17 protein-coding genes are annotated in these 18160 nt (G+C 68.7%); 14 read left to right on the top strand and 3 right to left on the bottom strand.

Features of this window, described 5'->3' with window-relative positions; all coding sequences use genetic code 11:
• Positions 1-4 precede the first annotated feature (4 nt).
• From AB0H43_RS34820 to AB0H43_RS34805, 4 genes are all read left to right on the top strand, one after another.
• Entirely contained in the window at positions 5-937 is a 933-nt protein-coding gene (locus AB0H43_RS34820; protein ID WP_360006625.1) for a F0F1 ATP synthase subunit gamma, read from the top strand.
• Positions 937-2364 (top strand): F0F1 ATP synthase subunit beta, encoded by a 1428-nt coding sequence (gene atpD / locus AB0H43_RS34815; RefSeq protein ID WP_360006622.1) that lies wholly within the window; start codon positions 937-939, stop codon positions 2362-2364. Before AB0H43_RS34820 ends, atpD begins: the two co-directional genes overlap by 1 nt.
• Before the next feature lie 64 nt (positions 2365-2428).
• On the top strand, positions 2429-2713 hold the full coding sequence (locus tag AB0H43_RS34810; RefSeq protein WP_253757385.1) for a F0F1 ATP synthase subunit epsilon: 285 nt from the start codon (positions 2429-2431) through the stop codon (positions 2711-2713).
• Positions 2714-2732: 19 nt separating this feature from the next.
• Positions 2733-3194 (top strand): DUF2550 domain-containing protein, encoded by a 462-nt coding sequence (locus AB0H43_RS34805; RefSeq protein ID WP_360006619.1) that lies wholly within the window; start codon positions 2733-2735, stop codon positions 3192-3194.
• 6 nt (positions 3195-3200) lie between these two features.
• On the opposite strand, the gene AB0H43_RS34800 is transcribed toward AB0H43_RS34805, so the two are convergent.
• From AB0H43_RS34800 to AB0H43_RS34790, 3 genes are all read right to left on the bottom strand, one after another.
• Positions 3201-4043 carry an ABC transporter permease gene (locus AB0H43_RS34800; RefSeq protein WP_360006616.1) on the bottom strand — a complete coding sequence of 281 codons (843 nt, stop codon included), beginning with the start codon at positions 4041-4043 and terminating at the stop codon, positions 3201-3203.
• Positions 4040-5002: an ATP-binding cassette domain-containing protein gene (locus AB0H43_RS34795; RefSeq protein ID WP_360006613.1), complete on the bottom strand. Its 963-nt coding sequence runs from the start codon at positions 5000-5002 to the stop codon at positions 4040-4042. The genes AB0H43_RS34800 and AB0H43_RS34795 overlap by 4 nt, the downstream gene beginning before the upstream one ends.
• Before the next feature lie 77 nt (positions 5003-5079).
• Complete coding sequence (locus AB0H43_RS34790) at positions 5080-5658, bottom strand: cob(I)yrinic acid a,c-diamide adenosyltransferase (RefSeq protein ID WP_360006610.1); 579 nt, start codon at positions 5656-5658, stop codon at positions 5080-5082.
• A gap of 64 nt (positions 5659-5722) precedes the next feature.
• On the opposite strand from AB0H43_RS34790, the gene murA reads away from it, so the two are divergent.
• The 10 genes from murA to AB0H43_RS34740 all read left to right on the top strand — a co-directional run bounded on the left by murA (position 5723) and on the right by AB0H43_RS34740 (position 18110).
• Positions 5723-7030, top strand: coding sequence for a UDP-N-acetylglucosamine 1-carboxyvinyltransferase (gene murA / locus AB0H43_RS34785; protein WP_360006898.1), 1308 nt, complete (start codon positions 5723-5725; stop codon positions 7028-7030).
• 208 nt (positions 7031-7238) lie between these two features.
• A complete protein-coding gene (locus AB0H43_RS34780; protein WP_360006607.1) occupies positions 7239-8333 on the top strand; it encodes a DUF4185 domain-containing protein in 1095 nt (364 codons plus the stop codon).
• A gap of 29 nt (positions 8334-8362) precedes the next feature.
• The gene (locus AB0H43_RS34775) at positions 8363-9136 is read left to right on the top strand and encodes a FadR/GntR family transcriptional regulator (RefSeq protein WP_360006604.1); all 774 of its coding nucleotides are present in this window, start codon (positions 8363-8365) and stop codon (positions 9134-9136) included.
• 13 nt (positions 9137-9149) lie between these two features.
• Positions 9150-10409 carry an extracellular solute-binding protein gene (locus tag AB0H43_RS34770; protein ID WP_360006601.1) on the top strand — a complete coding sequence of 420 codons (1260 nt, stop codon included), beginning with the start codon at positions 9150-9152 and terminating at the stop codon, positions 10407-10409.
• A gap of 1 nt (position 10410) precedes the next feature.
• Complete coding sequence (locus AB0H43_RS34765; protein ID WP_360006598.1) at positions 10411-11313, top strand: sugar ABC transporter permease; 903 nt, start codon at positions 10411-10413, stop codon at positions 11311-11313.
• Positions 11310-12122: a carbohydrate ABC transporter permease gene (locus AB0H43_RS34760; protein ID WP_360006596.1), complete on the top strand. Its 813-nt coding sequence runs from the start codon at positions 11310-11312 to the stop codon at positions 12120-12122. The genes AB0H43_RS34765 and AB0H43_RS34760 overlap by 4 nt, the downstream gene beginning before the upstream one ends.
• A gap of 25 nt (positions 12123-12147) precedes the next feature.
• Complete coding sequence (locus AB0H43_RS34755) at positions 12148-15180, top strand: hypothetical protein (protein ID WP_360006593.1); 3033 nt, start codon at positions 12148-12150, stop codon at positions 15178-15180.
• Positions 15177-16388 carry an enolase C-terminal domain-like protein gene (locus AB0H43_RS34750; protein ID WP_360006590.1) on the top strand — a complete coding sequence of 404 codons (1212 nt, stop codon included), beginning with the start codon at positions 15177-15179 and terminating at the stop codon, positions 16386-16388. The genes AB0H43_RS34755 and AB0H43_RS34750 overlap by 4 nt, the downstream gene beginning before the upstream one ends.
• Positions 16389-16401: 13 nt before the next feature.
• Complete coding sequence (locus tag AB0H43_RS34745; RefSeq protein ID WP_360006587.1) at positions 16402-17343, top strand: DUF4432 family protein; 942 nt, start codon at positions 16402-16404, stop codon at positions 17341-17343.
• Positions 17340-18110 carry an SDR family oxidoreductase gene (locus tag AB0H43_RS34740; RefSeq protein ID WP_360006584.1) on the top strand — a complete coding sequence of 257 codons (771 nt, stop codon included), beginning with the start codon at positions 17340-17342 and terminating at the stop codon, positions 18108-18110. Before AB0H43_RS34745 ends, AB0H43_RS34740 begins: the two co-directional genes overlap by 4 nt.
• Positions 18111-18160 lie beyond the last annotated feature (50 nt).

Raw genomic sequence — 18160 nt, 5'->3', positions numbered from 1 at the left:
TCCCATGGCTGGACAGGTACGGACTCTTCGTCGGCGGATCCGCACGACCCGCTCGATGAAGAAGATCACCAAGGCGATGGAGCTGGTTGCGACCAGCCGCATCGCCAAGGCGCAGGAGCGGGTGGCCGCTTCGCTGCCGTACGCCCGGGCGATTACCCATGTCCTGACCGCGCTCGCGAGCAACGCCAACATCGATCACCCGCTGCTCACCCCGCGTCCGGTCGTGCGCCGGGCGGGGGTGCTGCTGGTGACCAGTGACCGGGGTCTGTGCGGCGGCTACAACGCCAACGCGATCAAGACCGCCGAGCAGCTCATCGCGAAGCTCAAGGAAGAGGGCAAGGAAGTCCTCCTCTACGTGGTGGGCCGCAAGGCGATCTCGTACTACCGGTTCCGGGGACGCGAGATCGAGGCGAGCTGGTCGGGCTTCTCCGAGCAGCCGCGCTTCGACAACGCCCGGGAGGTCGGCGAGACGCTGATCAAGGCGTTCGTGGCGGGCGCGGACGACACCGACGACGACCACGGCGCCGACGGCGTACGCGGAGTCGACGAGTTGCACGTGGTCTACACGCAGTTCAAGTCGCTGATGTCGCAGACGCCGACCGCGACCGAGCTGGCTCCGATGCAGGTCGAGGAGCGCACCGCCGAAGAGGCGGGCGTGCTGCTGCCGGCGTACGAGTTCGAGCCGGACGCGGACGCGTTGCTCGACGCGCTGCTGCCGAAGTACATCAACACGCGGATCTACGCGGCGTTGCTGGACTCGGCGGCCAGCGAGTCGGCCTCGCGCCGGCGGGCGATGAAGAGTGCGACCGACAACGCGGAAGAAATGATCAAGGTGCTGACGCGCGAGATGAACTCCGCGCGGCAGGCCGCGATTACCCAGGAAATCAGTGAGATCGTCGGCGGCGCGAACGCGCTCGCGGCGGCGGGGAGTGAATGATGACTACTGACACCAAGACGGGCGTCGGTCGGGTCGTCCGGGTCATCGGCCCGGTCGTCGACGTAGAGTTCCCGCGCGACGCGATGCCGGAGATCTACAACGCGCTCAAGGTCGAGGTGACGCTGGCCGAGGGCGCCAAGACGCTGACGCTGGAGGTCGCGCAGCACCTCGGCGACAACGTCGTGCGGGCCATCTCGATGCAGCCCACCGACGGCCTGATCCGCGGCCAGGAGGTCGCCGACACCGGTTCGGCCATCTCCGTCCCGGTCGGTGACATCACCAAGGGTCACGTCTACAACGTGATCGGCGATGTCCTGAACCTCAAGGCCGGCGAGAAGTACGAGGTCGGCGAGCGGTGGGAGATCCACCGCAAGCCCCCGGCCTTCGCCGACCTGGAGCCGAAGACCGAGATGCTGGAGACCGGCATCAAGGTCATCGACCTGCTCGCCCCGTACGTCAAGGGCGGCAAGATCGGTCTGTTCGGCGGTGCGGGCGTCGGCAAGACGGTGCTCATCCAGGAGATGATCATCCGGGTCGCGCGTAACTTCGGTGGCACCTCGGTCTTCGCGGGTGTCGGCGAGCGTACGCGTGAGGGCAACGACCTCATCCACGAGATGACCGACGCGGGCGTGCTCAAGGACACCGCGCTGGTCTACGGCCAGATGGACGAGCCCCCGGGTACGCGTCTGCGGGTGGCCCTCTCGGCGCTGACCATGGCGGAGTACTTCCGTGACGTCGCGAACCAGGAGGTGCTGCTCTTCATCGACAACATCTTCCGGTTCACCCAGGCGGGTTCGGAGGTGTCCACCCTGCTGGGCCGGATGCCGAGCGCCGTGGGTTACCAGCCCAACCTGGCCGACGAGATGGGTGAGCTGCAGGAGCGGATCACCTCCGTCCGGGGTCGCGCGATCACCTCGCTGCAGGCGATCTACGTCCCCGCCGACGACTACACCGACCCGGCCCCGGCGACCACGTTCGCGCACCTCGACGCCACGACCAACCTCGAGCGGAAGGTGTCCGACAAGGGCATCTACCCCGCCGTGGACCCGCTGGCCTCGTCGTCGCGAATCCTGGCCCCGGAGTACGTCGGCGCCGAGCACTACGCGGTCGCCTCCGAGGTGAAGCGAATCCTGCAGAAGTACAACGACCTGCAGGACATCATCGCCATCCTCGGTATGGACGAGCTCTCCGAAGAGGACAAGGTCACGGTCGGCCGCGCGCGGCGGATCGAGCGCTTCCTCTCGCAGAACACGCACGCCGCCAAGCAGTTCACCGGCGTGGACGGCTCGGACGTGCCGGTCAAGGAGACCGTCGAGGCGTTCAAGAAGATCGCTCAGGGCGACTACGACCACGTCCCGGAGCAGGCCTTCTTCATGTGCGGTGGCCTCGACGACCTCGAGCGCAACTACCGCGAGCTCACCAAGTAGTTCTTCCGGGCGCGGGCGGCGGTGACGTCGCCCGCGCCTCTAGTCAGTCAGGAAAGGTGGGGACGTGGCGAAGGAACTCCGCGTCGAGCTGGTGGCCGTCGAGGAGCGCATCTTCACCGGCACCGCCGAGCTGGTGACCGCCCGCACGACCGAGGGCGAGCTGGGTGTGCTGCCCGGTCACGCCCCGATGCTGGGCCAGCTCGCCGAGCCCGGCCAGGTACGCCTGAAGCTCGCCGGCGGCGACACCCAGGTCTGGAACGTCACGGGCGGGTTCATCTCCGTGACCGGCGAAGGCGTCACGGTCCTCGCCGAGGAATGCTCTCCGGCTTCGGCCGCAGACCGGCACTGAGTCTCAAGCGCAGCGGCCGATGGGGATCCTCAAGGCGATCGCAGTCGGCCTGATCGTTGTATTCCTGCTCCTGGCGACGCTTTTCCTGCGTCGTGAGTGGTTCGCCCGGCGTGGCGGCACCGTCGAGATCTACATGCGACTGGGCATGATGGTCGAGGGACGGGGCTGGGCGCCGGGCTTCGCTCGTTTCGCCGGCGACGAGCTTCGCTGGTATCGCATGTTCAGCTTCTCGCCGCGGCCGCGCCGGATCCTGCGCCGGCGGGACCTGTCCTTGGTCGGCCGGCGTACGCCCAGCTCCGCCGAGCAGGTCCTCGTGCCGGCCGAGTGGGTCGTCGTGCGGCTGTTGCGCCCGACGCGGGCGGTGCAGCCCGATCCGCTCCCGGACGACAAGCTGGTCGAGATCGCCATGTCGCCGACGGTCGTCACCGGGTTCCTGTCCTGGTACGAGTCGGCCCCGCCCGGCCCCTCCCATCTCACCTGACCCGCCTCAGCGGGAGGCGGCCTTGCGGTAGCGGGAGATCGCCAGCGGCACGAAGATGATCAGGATGAGCGCGATCCAGCCGATCGCGAGCGGGATCGCGTGTTCCGCGGGGAAACCGCTGCCGTTGTAGACCGGGTCGGACGAGACGTTGCCCCAGAGTTTGCGCAGGGACAGCACCATCGACGAGATCGGGTTCCACTCGGCGACCGGCTGCAGCCAGCCGGGCAGAGTGGCGGTGGAGACGAAGGCGTTGGACAGGAACGTCAGCGGGAACATCCAGATGAACCCGGCGCTCTGGGCGACCTCGACCGACTTCACCGACAGGCCGATGACGGCGCTGATCCAGCTCATCGCGTACCCGAAGGCGAATAGCAGGAGGAAGCCGTAGATCCCGTCGAGGACGCCGGTGTGGATGCGCCAGCCGACGATCAGACCGGTGACCGACATGACCACCACGACGAAGATGTTGTTGATCAGGTCGGAGGTGGTCCGCCCGACCAGCACCGCTGCCCGCGACATCGGCAACGACCGGAATCGGTCGACGATGCCCTTCTGCAGGTCGTCGGCGAGGCCGATGGCGGTGATGCCGGCCCCGAAGGCGACGGTCTGCACGAAGATGCCCGGCATCAGGTACTCCCGGTAGGAGATTCCCGGGATGATGATCGACCCGCCGAACACGTACGCGAACAGCAGCACGAACATGATCGGCTGGATGGTCGAGAAGATCAGCAGGTCGGGGATTCGCTTGATCTTGATCAGGTTCCGCTTCGCGACGACCCAGCCGTCGGCCAGCGCACCCGTGACTGACCGCACTCCTGGCGGCTCGCGCAAACGCTCCGCGGTGCTCATCGATTCTCCGCCTCCTCCGCCTCGGCCTCGGCCGTGGTGCCGGTCAGCTTCATGAAGACGTCGTCGAGGCTGGCCCGGGTGATGCCGATGTCGACCGGTTCGACGCCGGCCGCGTCGAGACGGCGTACCGCCTCGATCAGGGTCCAGGCGCCCTTGGTGATGGGCGCGGTGACCTGATGGTCGACGACGGTCGCCGGACCGGCGCAGACCTGGCTGAGGATGTCCTTGGCGATCTGCGTCTCGGCTCGGTTGCCGACGGTCACCTGCAGGCGTTCCCCGCCGACCTCCTTCTTCAGCTCGTCCGGCGTGCCGTGCGCGATCGCCTGCCCGCGGTCGATGACGACGATGTCGTCGGCGAGCTGGTCGGCCTCCTCGAGGTACTGCGTGGTCAGGAGCAGGGTCGAGCCCGCCCGGACGCGTTCGCTGATGACGTCCCACATGCCCATCCGGCCTCGCGGGTCCAGGCCGGTCGTGGGCTCGTCGAGCACGATGATCGGCGGCGAGATCACCAGGGCCCCGGCCAGGTCCAGCCGGCGGCGCATCCCGCCGGAATAGGTCTTCACCGGGCGGCTGGACGCCTCCGTCAGATTGAACCGTTCGAGCAGCTCCTCGGCTCGTGCTCGGGCGGTCCGTTTGCCCAGGTGGTAGAGCCGGCCGATCATCTCCAGGTTCTCGCGGCCGGTCAGGTACTCGTCGACCGCGGCGTACTGACCGCTCACGCCGATGATCTTGCGGACCTCATGCGGCCGCTCGACCACGTCGATGCCGTTCACCAGACAGCGGCCGCGATCGGGCCGCAGCAGCGTGGTGATGACACGCACCGACGTGGTCTTTCCGGCGCCGTTCGGCCCGAGCAATCCGAGGACGGTTCCCTCGGGTACGCGCAAGTCCAGCCCGTTGAGGGCGGTCACGCTGCCATACTGCTTGACGAGGCCTTCGGCGAGGATCGCATCCGCCATCACCTCAACCTAGCGACGATCTTGGTCCGTCGGGCCGGATCGCCGAGTTGATCAAGCCGTGCCTGATGGGCGGCCGGTCAGCGGGACCCGCCCGGGACCCACTTCACATCACCAGTCCCGTCCGAGTTCGCCACCCGGGACAGGATGAACAACAGATCGGAGAGCCGGTTGAGATATTGGGCCGGGAGCGTGGAGGTCCGCTCCGAATCCGCCTCCAGCAGGGCGAACGTCGACCGTTCCGCGCGGCGGGCGACCGTACGCGCGACGTGCAACAACGACGCGCCCGGGGTACCACCCGGCAGCACGAACGAATCCAGTTTCGCCAGCCGCGCGTTGAACTCGTCGCACCAGCCTTCCAGGCGGGTGACGTAGTCGGCGGTGACCCGGAGCGGTGGGTACTTCGGATCGGGGGTGATCGGGTTGCACAGGTCTGCGCCCACATCGAACAGATCGTTCTGGACTAAGGTGAGCACGGCGCGAACGTCGTCAGGCAGTTCGCCCAGAGCCAATGCGACGCCCAGTGCGGCGTTGCACTCATCCACATCGGCGTACGCGCCGATCCGTGGGTCGGTCTTCGCCACCCGCTCGCCGTTGCCGAGCGCGGTGGTTCCGGCGTCGCCGGTCTTGGTGTAGATGCGGGTGAGGTGAACGGCCATGCACAGCAGCGTACTCACGCGGCCTGCCGACGACGGCTGGGGGAACGGCGGCAGCCTGCCTACGATGGCGGACGTGGACGTGATCAGAGTGGCCGGCCCGGCCCGCCTGAACGGCACGGTCGGCGTCGTCGGCGCGAAGAACTCCGCCCTCAAACTCATGGCCGCCGCCCTGCTCGCCGAGGGGCCCAGCGCCATCACCAACGTTCCCCGGATCACAGACATCGCCTTGATGGGCGAGGTGCTGCGGCGACTCGGGGCGGACGTGCGGTTCGAGACCGCCCTGGACGGCAGCGGCACGGTCGAGATCGGCGTACCGGGGAAGTTGCACCACGAGGCGGATTACGACCTCGTCCGGCGGCTGCGGGCGTCCATCTGCGTCCTGGGGCCGTTGCTCGCACGCTGTGGCAAGGCCCGGGTGGCGCATCCGGGCGGTGACGCGATCGGGTCCCGGGGACTCGACATGCACGTCGCCGGGCTGGCCCGGATGGGCGCCGAGGTCGGCAGTGAGCACGGTTTCGTGCTGGCCGAGGCGCCGTTCGGGCTGCGCGGGGCGGAGATCTGGCTCGACTTCCCGAGCGTCGGCGCGACCGAGAACCTCCTGATGGCGGCGGTGCTCGCCAAGGGCGTCACGGAGATCGACAACGCCGCCCGGGAGCCGGAGATCGTCGACATCTGCCGCATGCTCACCGAGATGGGCGCGCGGATCGAGGGCGCGGGCACCTCGAAGCTCGTCATCGAGGGAGTGGACGCGCTCCGGCCGGTCCGGCACGCCACCGTCGGCGACCGCATCGTGGCCGGCACCTGGGCGTTCGGCGCCGCGATGACCCAAGGCGACGTCACTGTCACCGGCATCGATCCGCACTTCCTCGACATCGCCCTCGACAAGATCGCGCAGGCCGGCGGGCTCGTCGAGACCCGGCCCGATGCGTTGCGCGTACAGATGGATCAACGCCCGCGCGCGGTCGACATCGTGACGCTGCCCTATCCGGGCTTCGCGACCGACCTCCTCCCCATGGCCATCGGCCTGGCCGCCGTCGCCGACGGCGTATCGATGATCACGGAGAACATCTTCGACGGGCGGTTCATGTTCGTGCAGGAGATGGTCCGGCTCGGTGCGGAGATCAAGACCGACGGCCACCACGCCGTGGTCCGCGGGCGGCCGCTGCTCTCCTCCGCCGAGGTCCGCGCGACCGACATCCGCGCGGGCGCGGGCCTGGCCATCGCGGGTCTCTGCACCGACGGGGCCACGACGGTACGCCATGCGCATCACATCGACCGGGGCTACCCGGACTTCGTCGGCGACCTGATGGCGCTCGGCGTACGGGCGGAGCGGCTGGAAGCCTTGCCCGATCCCGAATACACCTTCGAGTAGTAGCGACTTTCCCTCGCTGGATCAGGGATCACGGTCGAATCTTGCGCCAAGATTCGACCCGGATCCCTGATCCAGCGCGATCACGTGAGCGGCGTCGATATCGGCGTCGCTCTTTCTATAACGGCTCGGTTGCGGGATCTTGTCGCCGTGGTGAACAAGTGATCTGATCACTTGGTCACTTGACCCCCTCAGTGCAGAGGAGCGGCACATGGACCATCCCGTCGCCCGGCGTACCCTGCTCGCCGGGCTGGCCGCGGCCCCGGTCGCCGCCTTGGCGCTGCCCGGGCCGGCCGCCGCGGCCGGTGCCCCCGGCATCGCCGAACGGCTTACCCAGGCCTTCACCGCTTACGGAAACAGCGGGCGCGGCTGGACGGGAGCGGACTCGACGTACTCGGTCCGGCTTCCCGGCGATCGCCAGCTCTGGCTCTTCTCGGACACGTTCCTCGGCACCGTCGACCCCGACGGGTCGCGGCCGGCGGACAGCCCGATCGTCAACAACACCTTCGTCGTGCAGCGGGGCGGCACGATGACCACGATCCACGGGGGCACGGCGGCCGAGCCGGCCGCGATCCTGTCGCCGGACCAGGCCGACTCCTGGTACTGGCTCGGCGGCGCATACCTCGGCGCGGGCGCGCTCAACGTGATGTTCCTGCGGTTCGAGCGGTTCGGGCCGGGGATGTGGGACTGGGCCTGGAAGGAGAACGTCCTGGCCCGGTTCGACATCGCGACGCTGGCCGTCAAGAGCGTGCACCCGATGCCGTCCGCGGCCACCGTGCAGTGGGCGAGCTGGTTGCAGCGCATCGGCGGGCACACCTATGTGCACGGTGTCGAGGATCTCGGCCTCACGAAGTACATGCACGTCGCCCGGGTCGCCGGCGACGATCTGCGGCGGCCGTGGGAGTACTTCACCGGCGACGGCTGGTCGGCGTCCGAACAGGACTCGGCTCGCGTCATGGCCGGCGTCGGCAACGAGTACAGCGTGACGCCGTGGCGAGACCGGTGGCTGCTGGTCACGCAGGACACGAACACCTTGTTCAGCAACGAGATCGTGGGCTACACGGCCCCGTCGCCGACCGGCCCGTTCGGTGACCGGCGGCTCCTCCACACGATGCCGGAGAGCGGCTTGTTCGGCAGTTACGGCGATCCGGACGTGATCACCTACAACGCGCACGAACACCCGGAGCTCCGGCGTGACGACACAGTGGTCATCACCTATAACGTCAACAGCCTTACCTTCACCGATGTGCTGGAAGACGTGACCAAGTACCGACCACGGTTCGTCGAAGTCCAGCTCGCGCCCTAGGGGCGAACCGAGCTACGAAGGAGACCGAGATGGGGGAGCTGGTACGCCAGAGCCTGTCCGACTCGCTGACCGAACGGATCATGGAGTTGATCCGCGACCAGGGGTTGCGTCCGGGAAACCGGCTGCCCTCGACGCGGGCGCTCGCCGAGCGGTTCGCGGTGGCCATGCCGACGGTGCGGGAGTCCCTGCGCCGGCTGCAGACCACCGGGGCGATCGAGATCAGGCACGGTTCCGGCGTCTACGTCAGCGAGGCGGTCGACCGTCTCGTCCTGCCGAACCCGAACGTTCCGGAGCCCCGCGGCGAGCAGCTGATCCAACTGCTCGACGCGCGGGCGCTGATGGAGCCCTATCTCGCCGGACTCGCGGCCGCCCGCCGCGACCCCCAACGCCTGGCGGATCTGCGTGAGCTGCTCGCCACGGCGCAACGTCACCTGGCCGGCGCGTCCGGCGACGACGCAGCGTTGCACGAGGCCAACATGGCCTTCCACCGGGCGGTGGCCGCCGCCAGCGGTCACGGGGTGCTTCGCGAGGTCGTCGACTCCCTCCTGTTCGTCCACGCCGGCGAACAACGCGAGATCCTCCAGCTCTTCGACGACCGGGTACGCGACTACGACGAGCACCGTGCCGTCCTCGAGGCCATCGAGGCCGGCGACGTGCAGCTCGCCAGTGATCTGATGCGCCGTCATCTCGACGACGTGAAGGCAGTGGTAGCGCTGGCTCGAGGAGACGACGAAGTCGTCCCCGCAGAGCGCGCCGGTGTTACAGCCAAGCACGCCCGGCAGGAGAGCGAACCGTCCCCTTAGAAAGGCGATAACCGTGCGGCGTACGCGACTGCTCACGGCGGTCGTCGTCACCGCGGCCCTGGCCTTGTCGGCCTGCGGTTCCGGTGGCGACTCGAAGACCGAAGGCAAGACCCAGCTGAAGCTCTACAACGACAAGGGCGCCTGGTCGCCCTACTTCAAGGAGATCGGCACCCTGTCCCAGCAGCAGATCGGGCTGGGGATGGAGCCGGTCGGATACACCGACGCGAACACCTACGACGCGTTCATCAAGGCGTCCTTCCGCACCAACGTCAAGCCGGACCTGTTCACCTGGCACACCGGCGCACAGCTCGAGGAGATCGTCAAGGCCGGGCAGGTCGCCGACACCTCGTCGCTGTGGACCGACGCCATCGGCAAGGGCTACCTGCCCGAGTCGCTCAAGCAGTACTACACCTTCGACGGCAAGCAGTACTGCGTACCGCTGAACGTCGCGTACTGGGTGATGTTCTACAACAAGAAGGTCTTCGACGACGCCGGCGTGCAGCCGCCGAAGACCTGGGCCGACATGATGGACGCGGCCGCCAAGCTCAAGGCCAAGGGCGTCACGCCGTTCTACGGCACCTCGCAGCTGTTCAGCTTCGTGTGGTTCCAGCAGCTGCTCATCGGCCAGGACCCGCAGCTCTACAACGACCTCGGCACCGGCAAGGCGAAGTTCACCGATCCGGGCGTCGTCAAGGTCATGGAGCAGTGGAAGTCGCTGATCGACTCGGGCTACATGTCCGACCCGGGCGACAAGACCGAGCCGCAGGAGCTGCTGAAGTCGGGCAAGGTCGCGATGGCGCCCTTCGGAACCTGGTTCAACACGAGCATGACCCAGGTCGGGCTCAAGCCCGGAACCGATTACGGCATGTTCACCATCCCGAACCTGAACCCGGCCAACACGAAGAACACCCTGCTGTTCGAGAGCGGCCCGTTGTGCGTCCTGGACAAGGCTCCGGACAAGGCGGCGAGCCTGAAGTTCGCGCAGTGGTGGCTGGAGCCCGCGGCGCAGGAGAAGTGGGCGACCTCGCGCGGCGACGTGTCGGCCAACCCGAAGGTCACGATCCCGGATCCGGCACTCAACGCGATCAACCAGTCGGCGGGCGGTTCGGACGTCGCCCTGGCCAGCCGCTTCTTCGAGTTGGTGCCGGCGCCGGTGCTGACCGCCGCGCTGGACGCCTTCGGGGCGTTCACGGTCAAGCCCGCGGACTACCAGAAGCAGTTGGCGACGCTGCAGAAGGCGGCCGACGACTACTGGGCGAAGGCCGGTAAGTGAGATGACGACTCGTAGCCGCCGAGGCGGTCGGAGCAAGGCGGACCGCCTCGGCGGCTACGGCTTCGTGTCGCCCGCCGTCCTCATCGTCGCCGGGCTGCTCTACCTGCCCTTCCTCTACACGGTGTACCTCGGCTTCACCGACTACGACGGGTTGAATCCGGCGTCGTTCGTGGGGCTGGAGAACTTCCGCCGGTTCCTCGACGACCCGGCGCTCACCACGTCCGTCCGCAACACGCTGCTGTGGGCGGTCGGAGCGACTGTCCTGCCGGTCGCGCTCGGTCTGCTCATCGCGGTCCTGTCCTACGGGATCAAGGGCGGCACCTGGTTCCGCCTGCCCTTCCTCCTCCCGTACGCCCTCTCCGGCGCGGGACTGGCGGTGATCTGGGGCTTCATCCTGCAGTCCGGGGGAGCCGCGAACGACGTGCTCGGCGCGCTGGGACTACCCGGTGCGCATACCCGCTTCCTGGTCGAGGAACCGGCCAACACGATCGCCATGATCATCGCGCTGACCTGGCAACAGGCCGGGGTGAACGCGCTGCTGTTCCTGGTCGGCCTGCAGTCGATCCCGAAGGAACCGCAGGAGGCGGCCCGGTTGGACGGCGCCTCCGGCTGGCGGCTGTTCCGCAGCGTCACCTGGCCACTGCTGGCCCCGCTCACCACGGTGGTGGTCGGGCTGTCGCTGGTGGCCAGCCTGAAGACGTTCGACATCGTCTGGGTCACCACACAGGGCGGGCCGGGACGCAACTCCGAGACGCTGGCCGTGACCATGTACCGGGACGCCTTCGTCTCGGCCGAGTACGGCTACGGCGCGGCGGTCGCCTTCGCGCTCAGCCTGGTCACCGGCCTGGTGTCGTTCGTCTACCTCCGCCGCCAGATGTCCACGTCGAAGGAGGGCCTCGCATGAGCGGCTTCGTGCGCAGAGCGGTGCTCGTGGTGCTCGGCCTGATCTGGCTGCTGCCGACGTATCTGCTGCTGGTGAACGCGACCCGGCCGGCCACCGAGTACGACGCGGACAAAATCTGGACACCGTCCGGGTTCGGCTTCGTCGAGAACGTCAAGATCGCCTGGGAGGCCGCGCAACTCGGGGAGAGCATCGGGAGCACCGCTCTCTACGCGATCGTCTCGCCCGCCGCCGGAGTTCTGCTCGGCGCCCTCGCCGGGTACGCCATCGTCGTGCTGCGGCTGCGAGCCGGGTTCTGGTGGTTCATGCTGATCTTCGGCGGGACGATCTTCCCGACCCAGATGCTGATCATCCCGCTGTTCCTCGGTTACAGCACCAACATGCTCTACGACACCCGATCCGGGCTCATCCTGATCTACACGGCGGTGTGCGTACCGCTGGCCGCGTTCGTGCTGCGTAACTTCTTCACGGGGATCGCGTACTCGATCTATGAGGCGGCGCGGACGGACGGGGCGTCCAGCTGGCGCATCTTCTGGCGGATCTACCTGCCGATGGCGCTGCCCGCACTCGGCGCGGTCTTCATCCTCGAGTTCACCTTCATCTGGAACGACCTGCTCTTCGGCCTGACGCTGTCGCAGAGCGAATCGGTCCGGCCGATCATGACCGCCGTCAGCTCGCTGTCGAGCGCGTACGGCGGGAAGTCCATCCCGGTGGTCCTGGCCGCCGGTCTGTTCATCTCCCTCCCGACGATCCTGCTGTTCCTGCTGACCCAGCGGCTGTTCGCCCGCGGCTTGGCGCTCGGCCAATACTGATCGGCGGGGAAAAAGAAAGGCAAGCATGACCACGCGACTGTTGCGCGCGAGCCTCGGTTCGCCGACCTACGACGACATGCGGGCCACCCTCCGCGCGACCCATACCGCGCCCGTGCTGACGGGCCGGGGCGTCAAGGTGTACGCCCAACCGCTGCCGCTGTTCCGGCGGACGGCGGACGGCCTGGTCCAAGCCGTACGCGTGGCGGCGCAGGGGGCGCCGGTGACCGTGACGATGGCGGCACAGACCGAGCGCATCGCCGACGGAGCCGGCCACGACTTCTGGGTGCCCGAGGTGGATCGGCCCACGGCGTACACGCTCGTGGAAAAGGACCTGGGCGAGGCGACCGTGACCGTCACCGCGCAGCGCAAGTGGACGGTCTACGTCGTGCATCACTCGCACCTGGACATCGGGTACACCGACCGGCAGGGCGTGGTGCTGCGCAACCACCTGGAGTATCTCGACGAGGCGGTCGAGCTGGCCGGGCAGACCGACGACTGGCCGGACGACGCGCGGTTCCGGTGGAGCGTCGAGTCAGCGCTCCCGGTACGCCGCTGGCTCCAAGCGCGCGCGAAGTCGGCAGTGGACAGGTTCGTCGAGCTGGCCCGGAGTGGGCGCATCGAGGTGACGGCGATGCCGTTCCAGCTGCACACCGAGGCGTGCTCGACCGAGGAACTGCATCGGCTGCTGCGCTTCACCGACGCGCTGCGGGAGGAACACGGCATCCCGATCACCTCCGCCATGCACACCGACGTGCCCGGCGCGGTCGTCGGGTTCGTGGACGCGCTGGCCGCGTCGGGCGTGCGCTACCTGAGCGCCGCGCACAACTGGGCCGGGCGATCGGTGCCGTTCCTGCGGGGCGGCCAGGAACTGGGCCGCCCGTTCTGGTGGCGGTCACCGGCCGGGAACCGGGTGCTCGTGTGGTTCACCGACACCCCGCACGGCATGGCCTACATGGAGGGCAACGTCGTCGGGCTGGCCGAGAGCTTCCCGGCCGCGGTCGACCTGCTGCCCGGCTACCTGGACGCGTTGTCCGGACGGCCGTTCCCCTACGGTCCCGAGGCGTTCGGCTGGTCGGGACTGGCCGACGACCAGATCACCCGGCAGCCGTACCCGTATGACCTGCTGCATCTGCGGGTTCAGGGCGGCAACGCCGACAACGCCGGCCCGTCCATCCTGCCGCCGTCGATCATCCGCGAATGGAACGCGGCGTACGAGTTCCCGAAGCTGCGGATGGCGACGAATTCGGAGTTCTTCGCCGCCGCCGAGGAGTCGTTCGGGGATCGCGTACCGGAGCACACCGGGGACTGGACCGACTGGTGGGCCGACGGGCTCGGCTCGGGCGCCCGGCCCCTCGGGTACGCCCGCCGCGCCCAGCACGCCGTACGCCACGCGGAAACGCTGCACACGCTGGCCGGTGTGGATGGCTCGAAGCCGGTGGACGCGGTCTACGACAAGCTGGGCCTGTTCGACGAGCACACGTGGGGCGCGGCCAATCCGTGGCACGACCACGAGGACGGCTTCGACTCCGGTGGACTCCAGTGGGCGCGCAAGTGCGAACTGGCGTACTCGGGAGCCGATGACGCCGAGGATCTGCGGCACGCGGGGCTGCGCCGTCTCGGCGCTCGGTTCGCGCCCGCGAGCGGGACCGCGGCCGGTTTCCTGATCCACAACCCGGGAGCCGCGGAGCGGACCGACGTCGCCACGGCGTTCCTTCCGGCCAGCACCGTGCCGCTCGACGTGGCCGTGTCGGTTGTGGACGGACGGACCGGCGAACCCGTGCCCCATCACGAAGAGGTGGTACGCCCCGAGGAGTGGCCGACCCGGCCCTACGGCCGCCGCCTCATCTTCTCGGCGTCCGCCGTTCCGGCGTTCGGAGCGGTCCGGTTCGACGTCGTCCCCGGCACCGGTCCGGCACCGGCGAGCGAGATCGGCGCCGTCGTCGAGAACGAGTTCTTCCGGGTCGAGTACGACCTGAAGGCGGGCGTCATCGCGAGCGTCTTCGACAAACGTGCTGGTCGGGAGCTTGTCAACAAAGACGCGTACGCCGGGCTCAACCAGTACGTGTACGACAAGTACTCGACCGCGCCGCACATCAACCACCTCAGCGGGCACATCGAGGCGCACGAGCACGACGCGCTGCTGGCCGGGCGTACGCTGGGCCGCCGGGCGTCGATCAACCGCGCCGAACGGACTGCGGCGGGCGAGACGCTGGAGGTCCAGCTCGATGGCGACGGGATCGACTGGCTGCGGACGACGATCACGCTCCCGGCGGGCGTACCCCGCGTCGACATCACCAACACGCTCTACAAGCGGGGCGCTCCGGCCAAGGAGAGCGTCTTCTTCGCGTACCCGTTCGCGACGGGCGCGCCGAAGGCGTGGGAACTGACCGGCGGCGTCGGCGGCCCGACCATGCCGACCGTCCCCGGCGCGGCCGACCACATGCAGCCGATCCGGCACTGGGTCGAGTTCGACGACGGGGAGCTGAGCCTCGGCTGGGCCACGCTGGAGGCTCCGCTGGTCATGTTCGGTGACCTCTACCTGCCTTACGCGCCCTTCCCGCCGACCGTCCAGCCCAGTCCGGCCGAGCCCGGCACGCTCTACTCCTGGGCGCTCAACAACATCTGGGACACCAACTTCCCCGCGCAACAGCAGGGCGAGACGACCTTCCGCTACGCGATCACCTCCGGCCCGAGCGGCTCGGCCGCCGGGGTCCGCGCCGCCGCCGGGCTCGTCGACCCGTTCCTGGCTGTGCCGCTGACCGGCACGCCCCGGACGCCCGCCACGCTCTCGTTCGCCGAGGTCGACCAGCCAGACGTGCACGTGTCGTCGCTCGGCCGTTCGCTGCGCGGCCACTCGCTCGTCGTCTACCTCCGGTCCGTCTCGTCCGCCGCCGTCGACACAGTGGTACGCCTACCTCAAGCCGTTTCGCGGGCGTACCTCGGCACGTCGCTGGAACTGGCGCAGCAGGAGGTGCCGGTGGTCGACGGTGGCATCCAGGTGACCGTGCCCGCCGGGGCCTTCGTCGCGCTCTCGGTGGATCTGGAAGGTGAACTGTGAAAATCGCCGACATCCGGGCCACCACCGTGACAGTGCCGCTCGAAGCGCCGTTGCGGCACTCGAACGGTGCGCACTGGGGCCGCTTCGTCCGCACGATCGTCGAAGTCGAGACCGACACCGGGCTCATCGGCCTCGGTGAGCTGGGCGGGGGCGGGGAGAGCGCCGAAGCCGCCATCCGGGGGCTCAAGGCGTACCTGACGGGGCATGATCCGTTCCAGCTGGAGGCGCTGCGGTTCGCCATCACCAATCCCACGGCCAGCCTCTACAACAACCGCACCCAGTTGCACGCCGCCATCGAGTTCGCCTGCCTGGACGTCATCGGGCAGCACTTGGGCGTACCGGTCTACGACCTGCTCGGCGGGAAGCTGCGCGACCGGGTTCCGTTCGCCTCCTACCTCTTCTTCCGGTACGCCAACGACGCCGGCGAGGGCGAGGTGCGTACGCCGGAGCAGCTGGCCGCCGAGGCGGTGGAGCTGAAGCGGAAGCACGGGTTCACCGTGCACAAGCTCAAGGGCGGGGTGTTCCATCCCGACTACGAGCTGGAGTGCTATCGGGCGCTGGCCGACGCCGTTCCCGGCGACAAGCTGCGATATGACCCCAACGCCGCGCTCTCCGTCGGCCAGGCCCGGCGCTTCGGCCAGGCGATCGCGGATCTGCCCAACGACTACCTGGAGGACCCGACCTGGGGCCTGAACGGGATGCGGCAACTGCGCGACCTCGGCATCCCGCTCGCGACCAACACGGTCGTGGTCAACCTCGAACAGCTGGCCACCAACGTCCGGGACCCCGCAGTCGACGTGATCCTGCTGGACACCACGTTCTGGGGCGGCATCCGGCCCTGCGTCAAGGCGGCCGGCGTCTGCGAGACCTTCCAGCTCGGGGTGGCCGTGCACTCCTCCGGTGAACTGGGCATCCAGCTCGCGACGATGCTGCACCTGGGCGCGGTGCTGCCGAATCTGGCGTACGCCGCCGACGCGCACTATCACCACCTGCGCGACGACGTCATCACCGGCGGCCTCATGTCCTATGAGGACGGCACCATCCCGGTGCCGACCGGACCGGGGCTGGGCGTGACGCTGGACCGCGCCAAGGTCGCCGAGTATGCCGAACTCTACAAAGAGCTGGGCGGCTACCCGTACGACCGTGACCCTGGCCGGCCCGACTGGTATCCGCTGATCCCGAACGATCGCTGGGCCGATCCGTCATGACGGTGGTGCTGTCGTGAGAACGGTCGTGCTGGAGAACGAGCACCTGCGCGCGGTGTTCCTGCCGGACAAGGGATCCGACCTGGTCGAGCTGTTCGACAAGGCGCGGGGGATCGACCTCGCCTGGCGGTCGCCGATGGGACGGCGCGCGGCCGTGCCGGGCGGCGCACCCGATCCCGTCGCCGCCTTCCTCGACACCTATCCGGGCGGTTGGCAGGAGGTGCTGCCCAACGGGGGCGCTCCCTGCCACTATCGGGGCGCTGAGCTGTCCCAGCACGGTGAGGTCAGTGGCGTGCCTTGGGCGTACCAGATGATCGAAGAGGGTGTGATCTTCACCGTCGAGACCGCGCGTTTCCCGCTGAGGGTGACCAAGACGGTCCGCCTGCGGGGCCGGGGCCTGGAGTTCGCCGAGGAGCTGGCGAACCTCGCGCCGGTCGAGATCGAGGCGATGTGGGGCCAGCACATCACCTTCGGCGAGCCGTTCCTGGCACCGGGGCACCGCATCCGGCTGCCCTCCGGCGTCACCGTCCTTCCGCACGAGACCGCTATCCATCCGGCCGGTCGGCGGGTCCTTCCCGGCCGGGGCACCTGGCCGGTCGTGGCCGCGGTTGCCGAGGGCACGACCGATCTGTCCGTCGTGCCGGAACGCGGTGGGCCGAGCGACATCGTGTATCTGCACGGCGCCTCCTGGTACGAGATCACCGCACCCGACGGTCACGGACTGCGCGTCGACTGGGACGCGTCGGTGCTGCCGTACCTGTGGCTGTGGCAGGAGCTGGGCGCGACCGTCGACTACCCGTGGTGGGGACGCGCCTACGTGCTGGGGCTCGAACCGTTCTCCAGCTATCCGACCGACGGACTGGCCGAAGCCGTCCGCAACGGCACCGCGCTGCGGTTGGACCCGTATGAACGGCGGACCCTGGAGTGGTCCGCGCACCTGTTGGGAGGTCTTTCGTGAGCGAGTTCGCGGGGAAGGTCGCGGTCGTGACCGGCGGCTCGGCGGGCATCGGCGAGGCGGTCGTGGCCCACTTGTCCGCTGCGGGGGCCGCCGTTGTCTACTGTGGAGTCGGCGCTGCGGTGGACTCCGACCGCGTCGTCGGCCGTTCGCTGGACGTGCGGTCGCTGCCCGACATGCAGGCCCTGGTTTCGCTGGCCGTGTCCCGCTTCGGCGGCGTCGACATCCTCGTCACGAGTGCCGGCATTCAGCGGTACGGAACGGTGGAGGAGACCTCGCCGGAGCTGTGGGACGAGGTGCTGTCAGTGAACCTGACCGGAGTGTTCAACGCGTGCCAGGCCGCCCTGCCCGAACTGCGCCGGCGAGCCGGCACGATCGTCGCCGTCTCCTCCGTGCAGGCCTTCGCCTCCCAGCAACGCGTCGCGGCGTACGCGACCTCGAAAGCAGGGGTGAACGCGCTGATCAAGTCGATCGCCCTCGACTACGCCGCAGACGGAGTCCGGGCGAACGTCGTCTGCCCCGGATCAGTCGACACCCCGATGCTGCGCTGGGCGGCCGACCTGTTCAAAGGCTCGTCCACCGTCGAGGAGACGATCGAGGAGTGGGGTGCTCGGCATCCTCTTGGCCGGGTCGCCGCGCCGGCTGAGGTCGCCGAGGTGGTGGCGTTCCTGGCCGGGCCGCGTTCGTCGTTCGTCACCGGGTCGGAGTACCGCGTGGACGGCGGGCTGCTCACCGTCAACCCCGCCGCCCTCCCGACCTCCACCCTTTAGGCGCGGCGCCCCGCCCCCGCTTTAGGGCGCGATCATGAACTGACGGGCGT

This window comes from Hamadaea sp. NPDC050747, assembly GCF_040654195.1.
Lineage (GTDB): Bacteria > Actinomycetota > Actinomycetes > Mycobacteriales > Micromonosporaceae > Hamadaea.
This window is presented reverse-complemented; position numbering and strand designations above follow the sequence as displayed.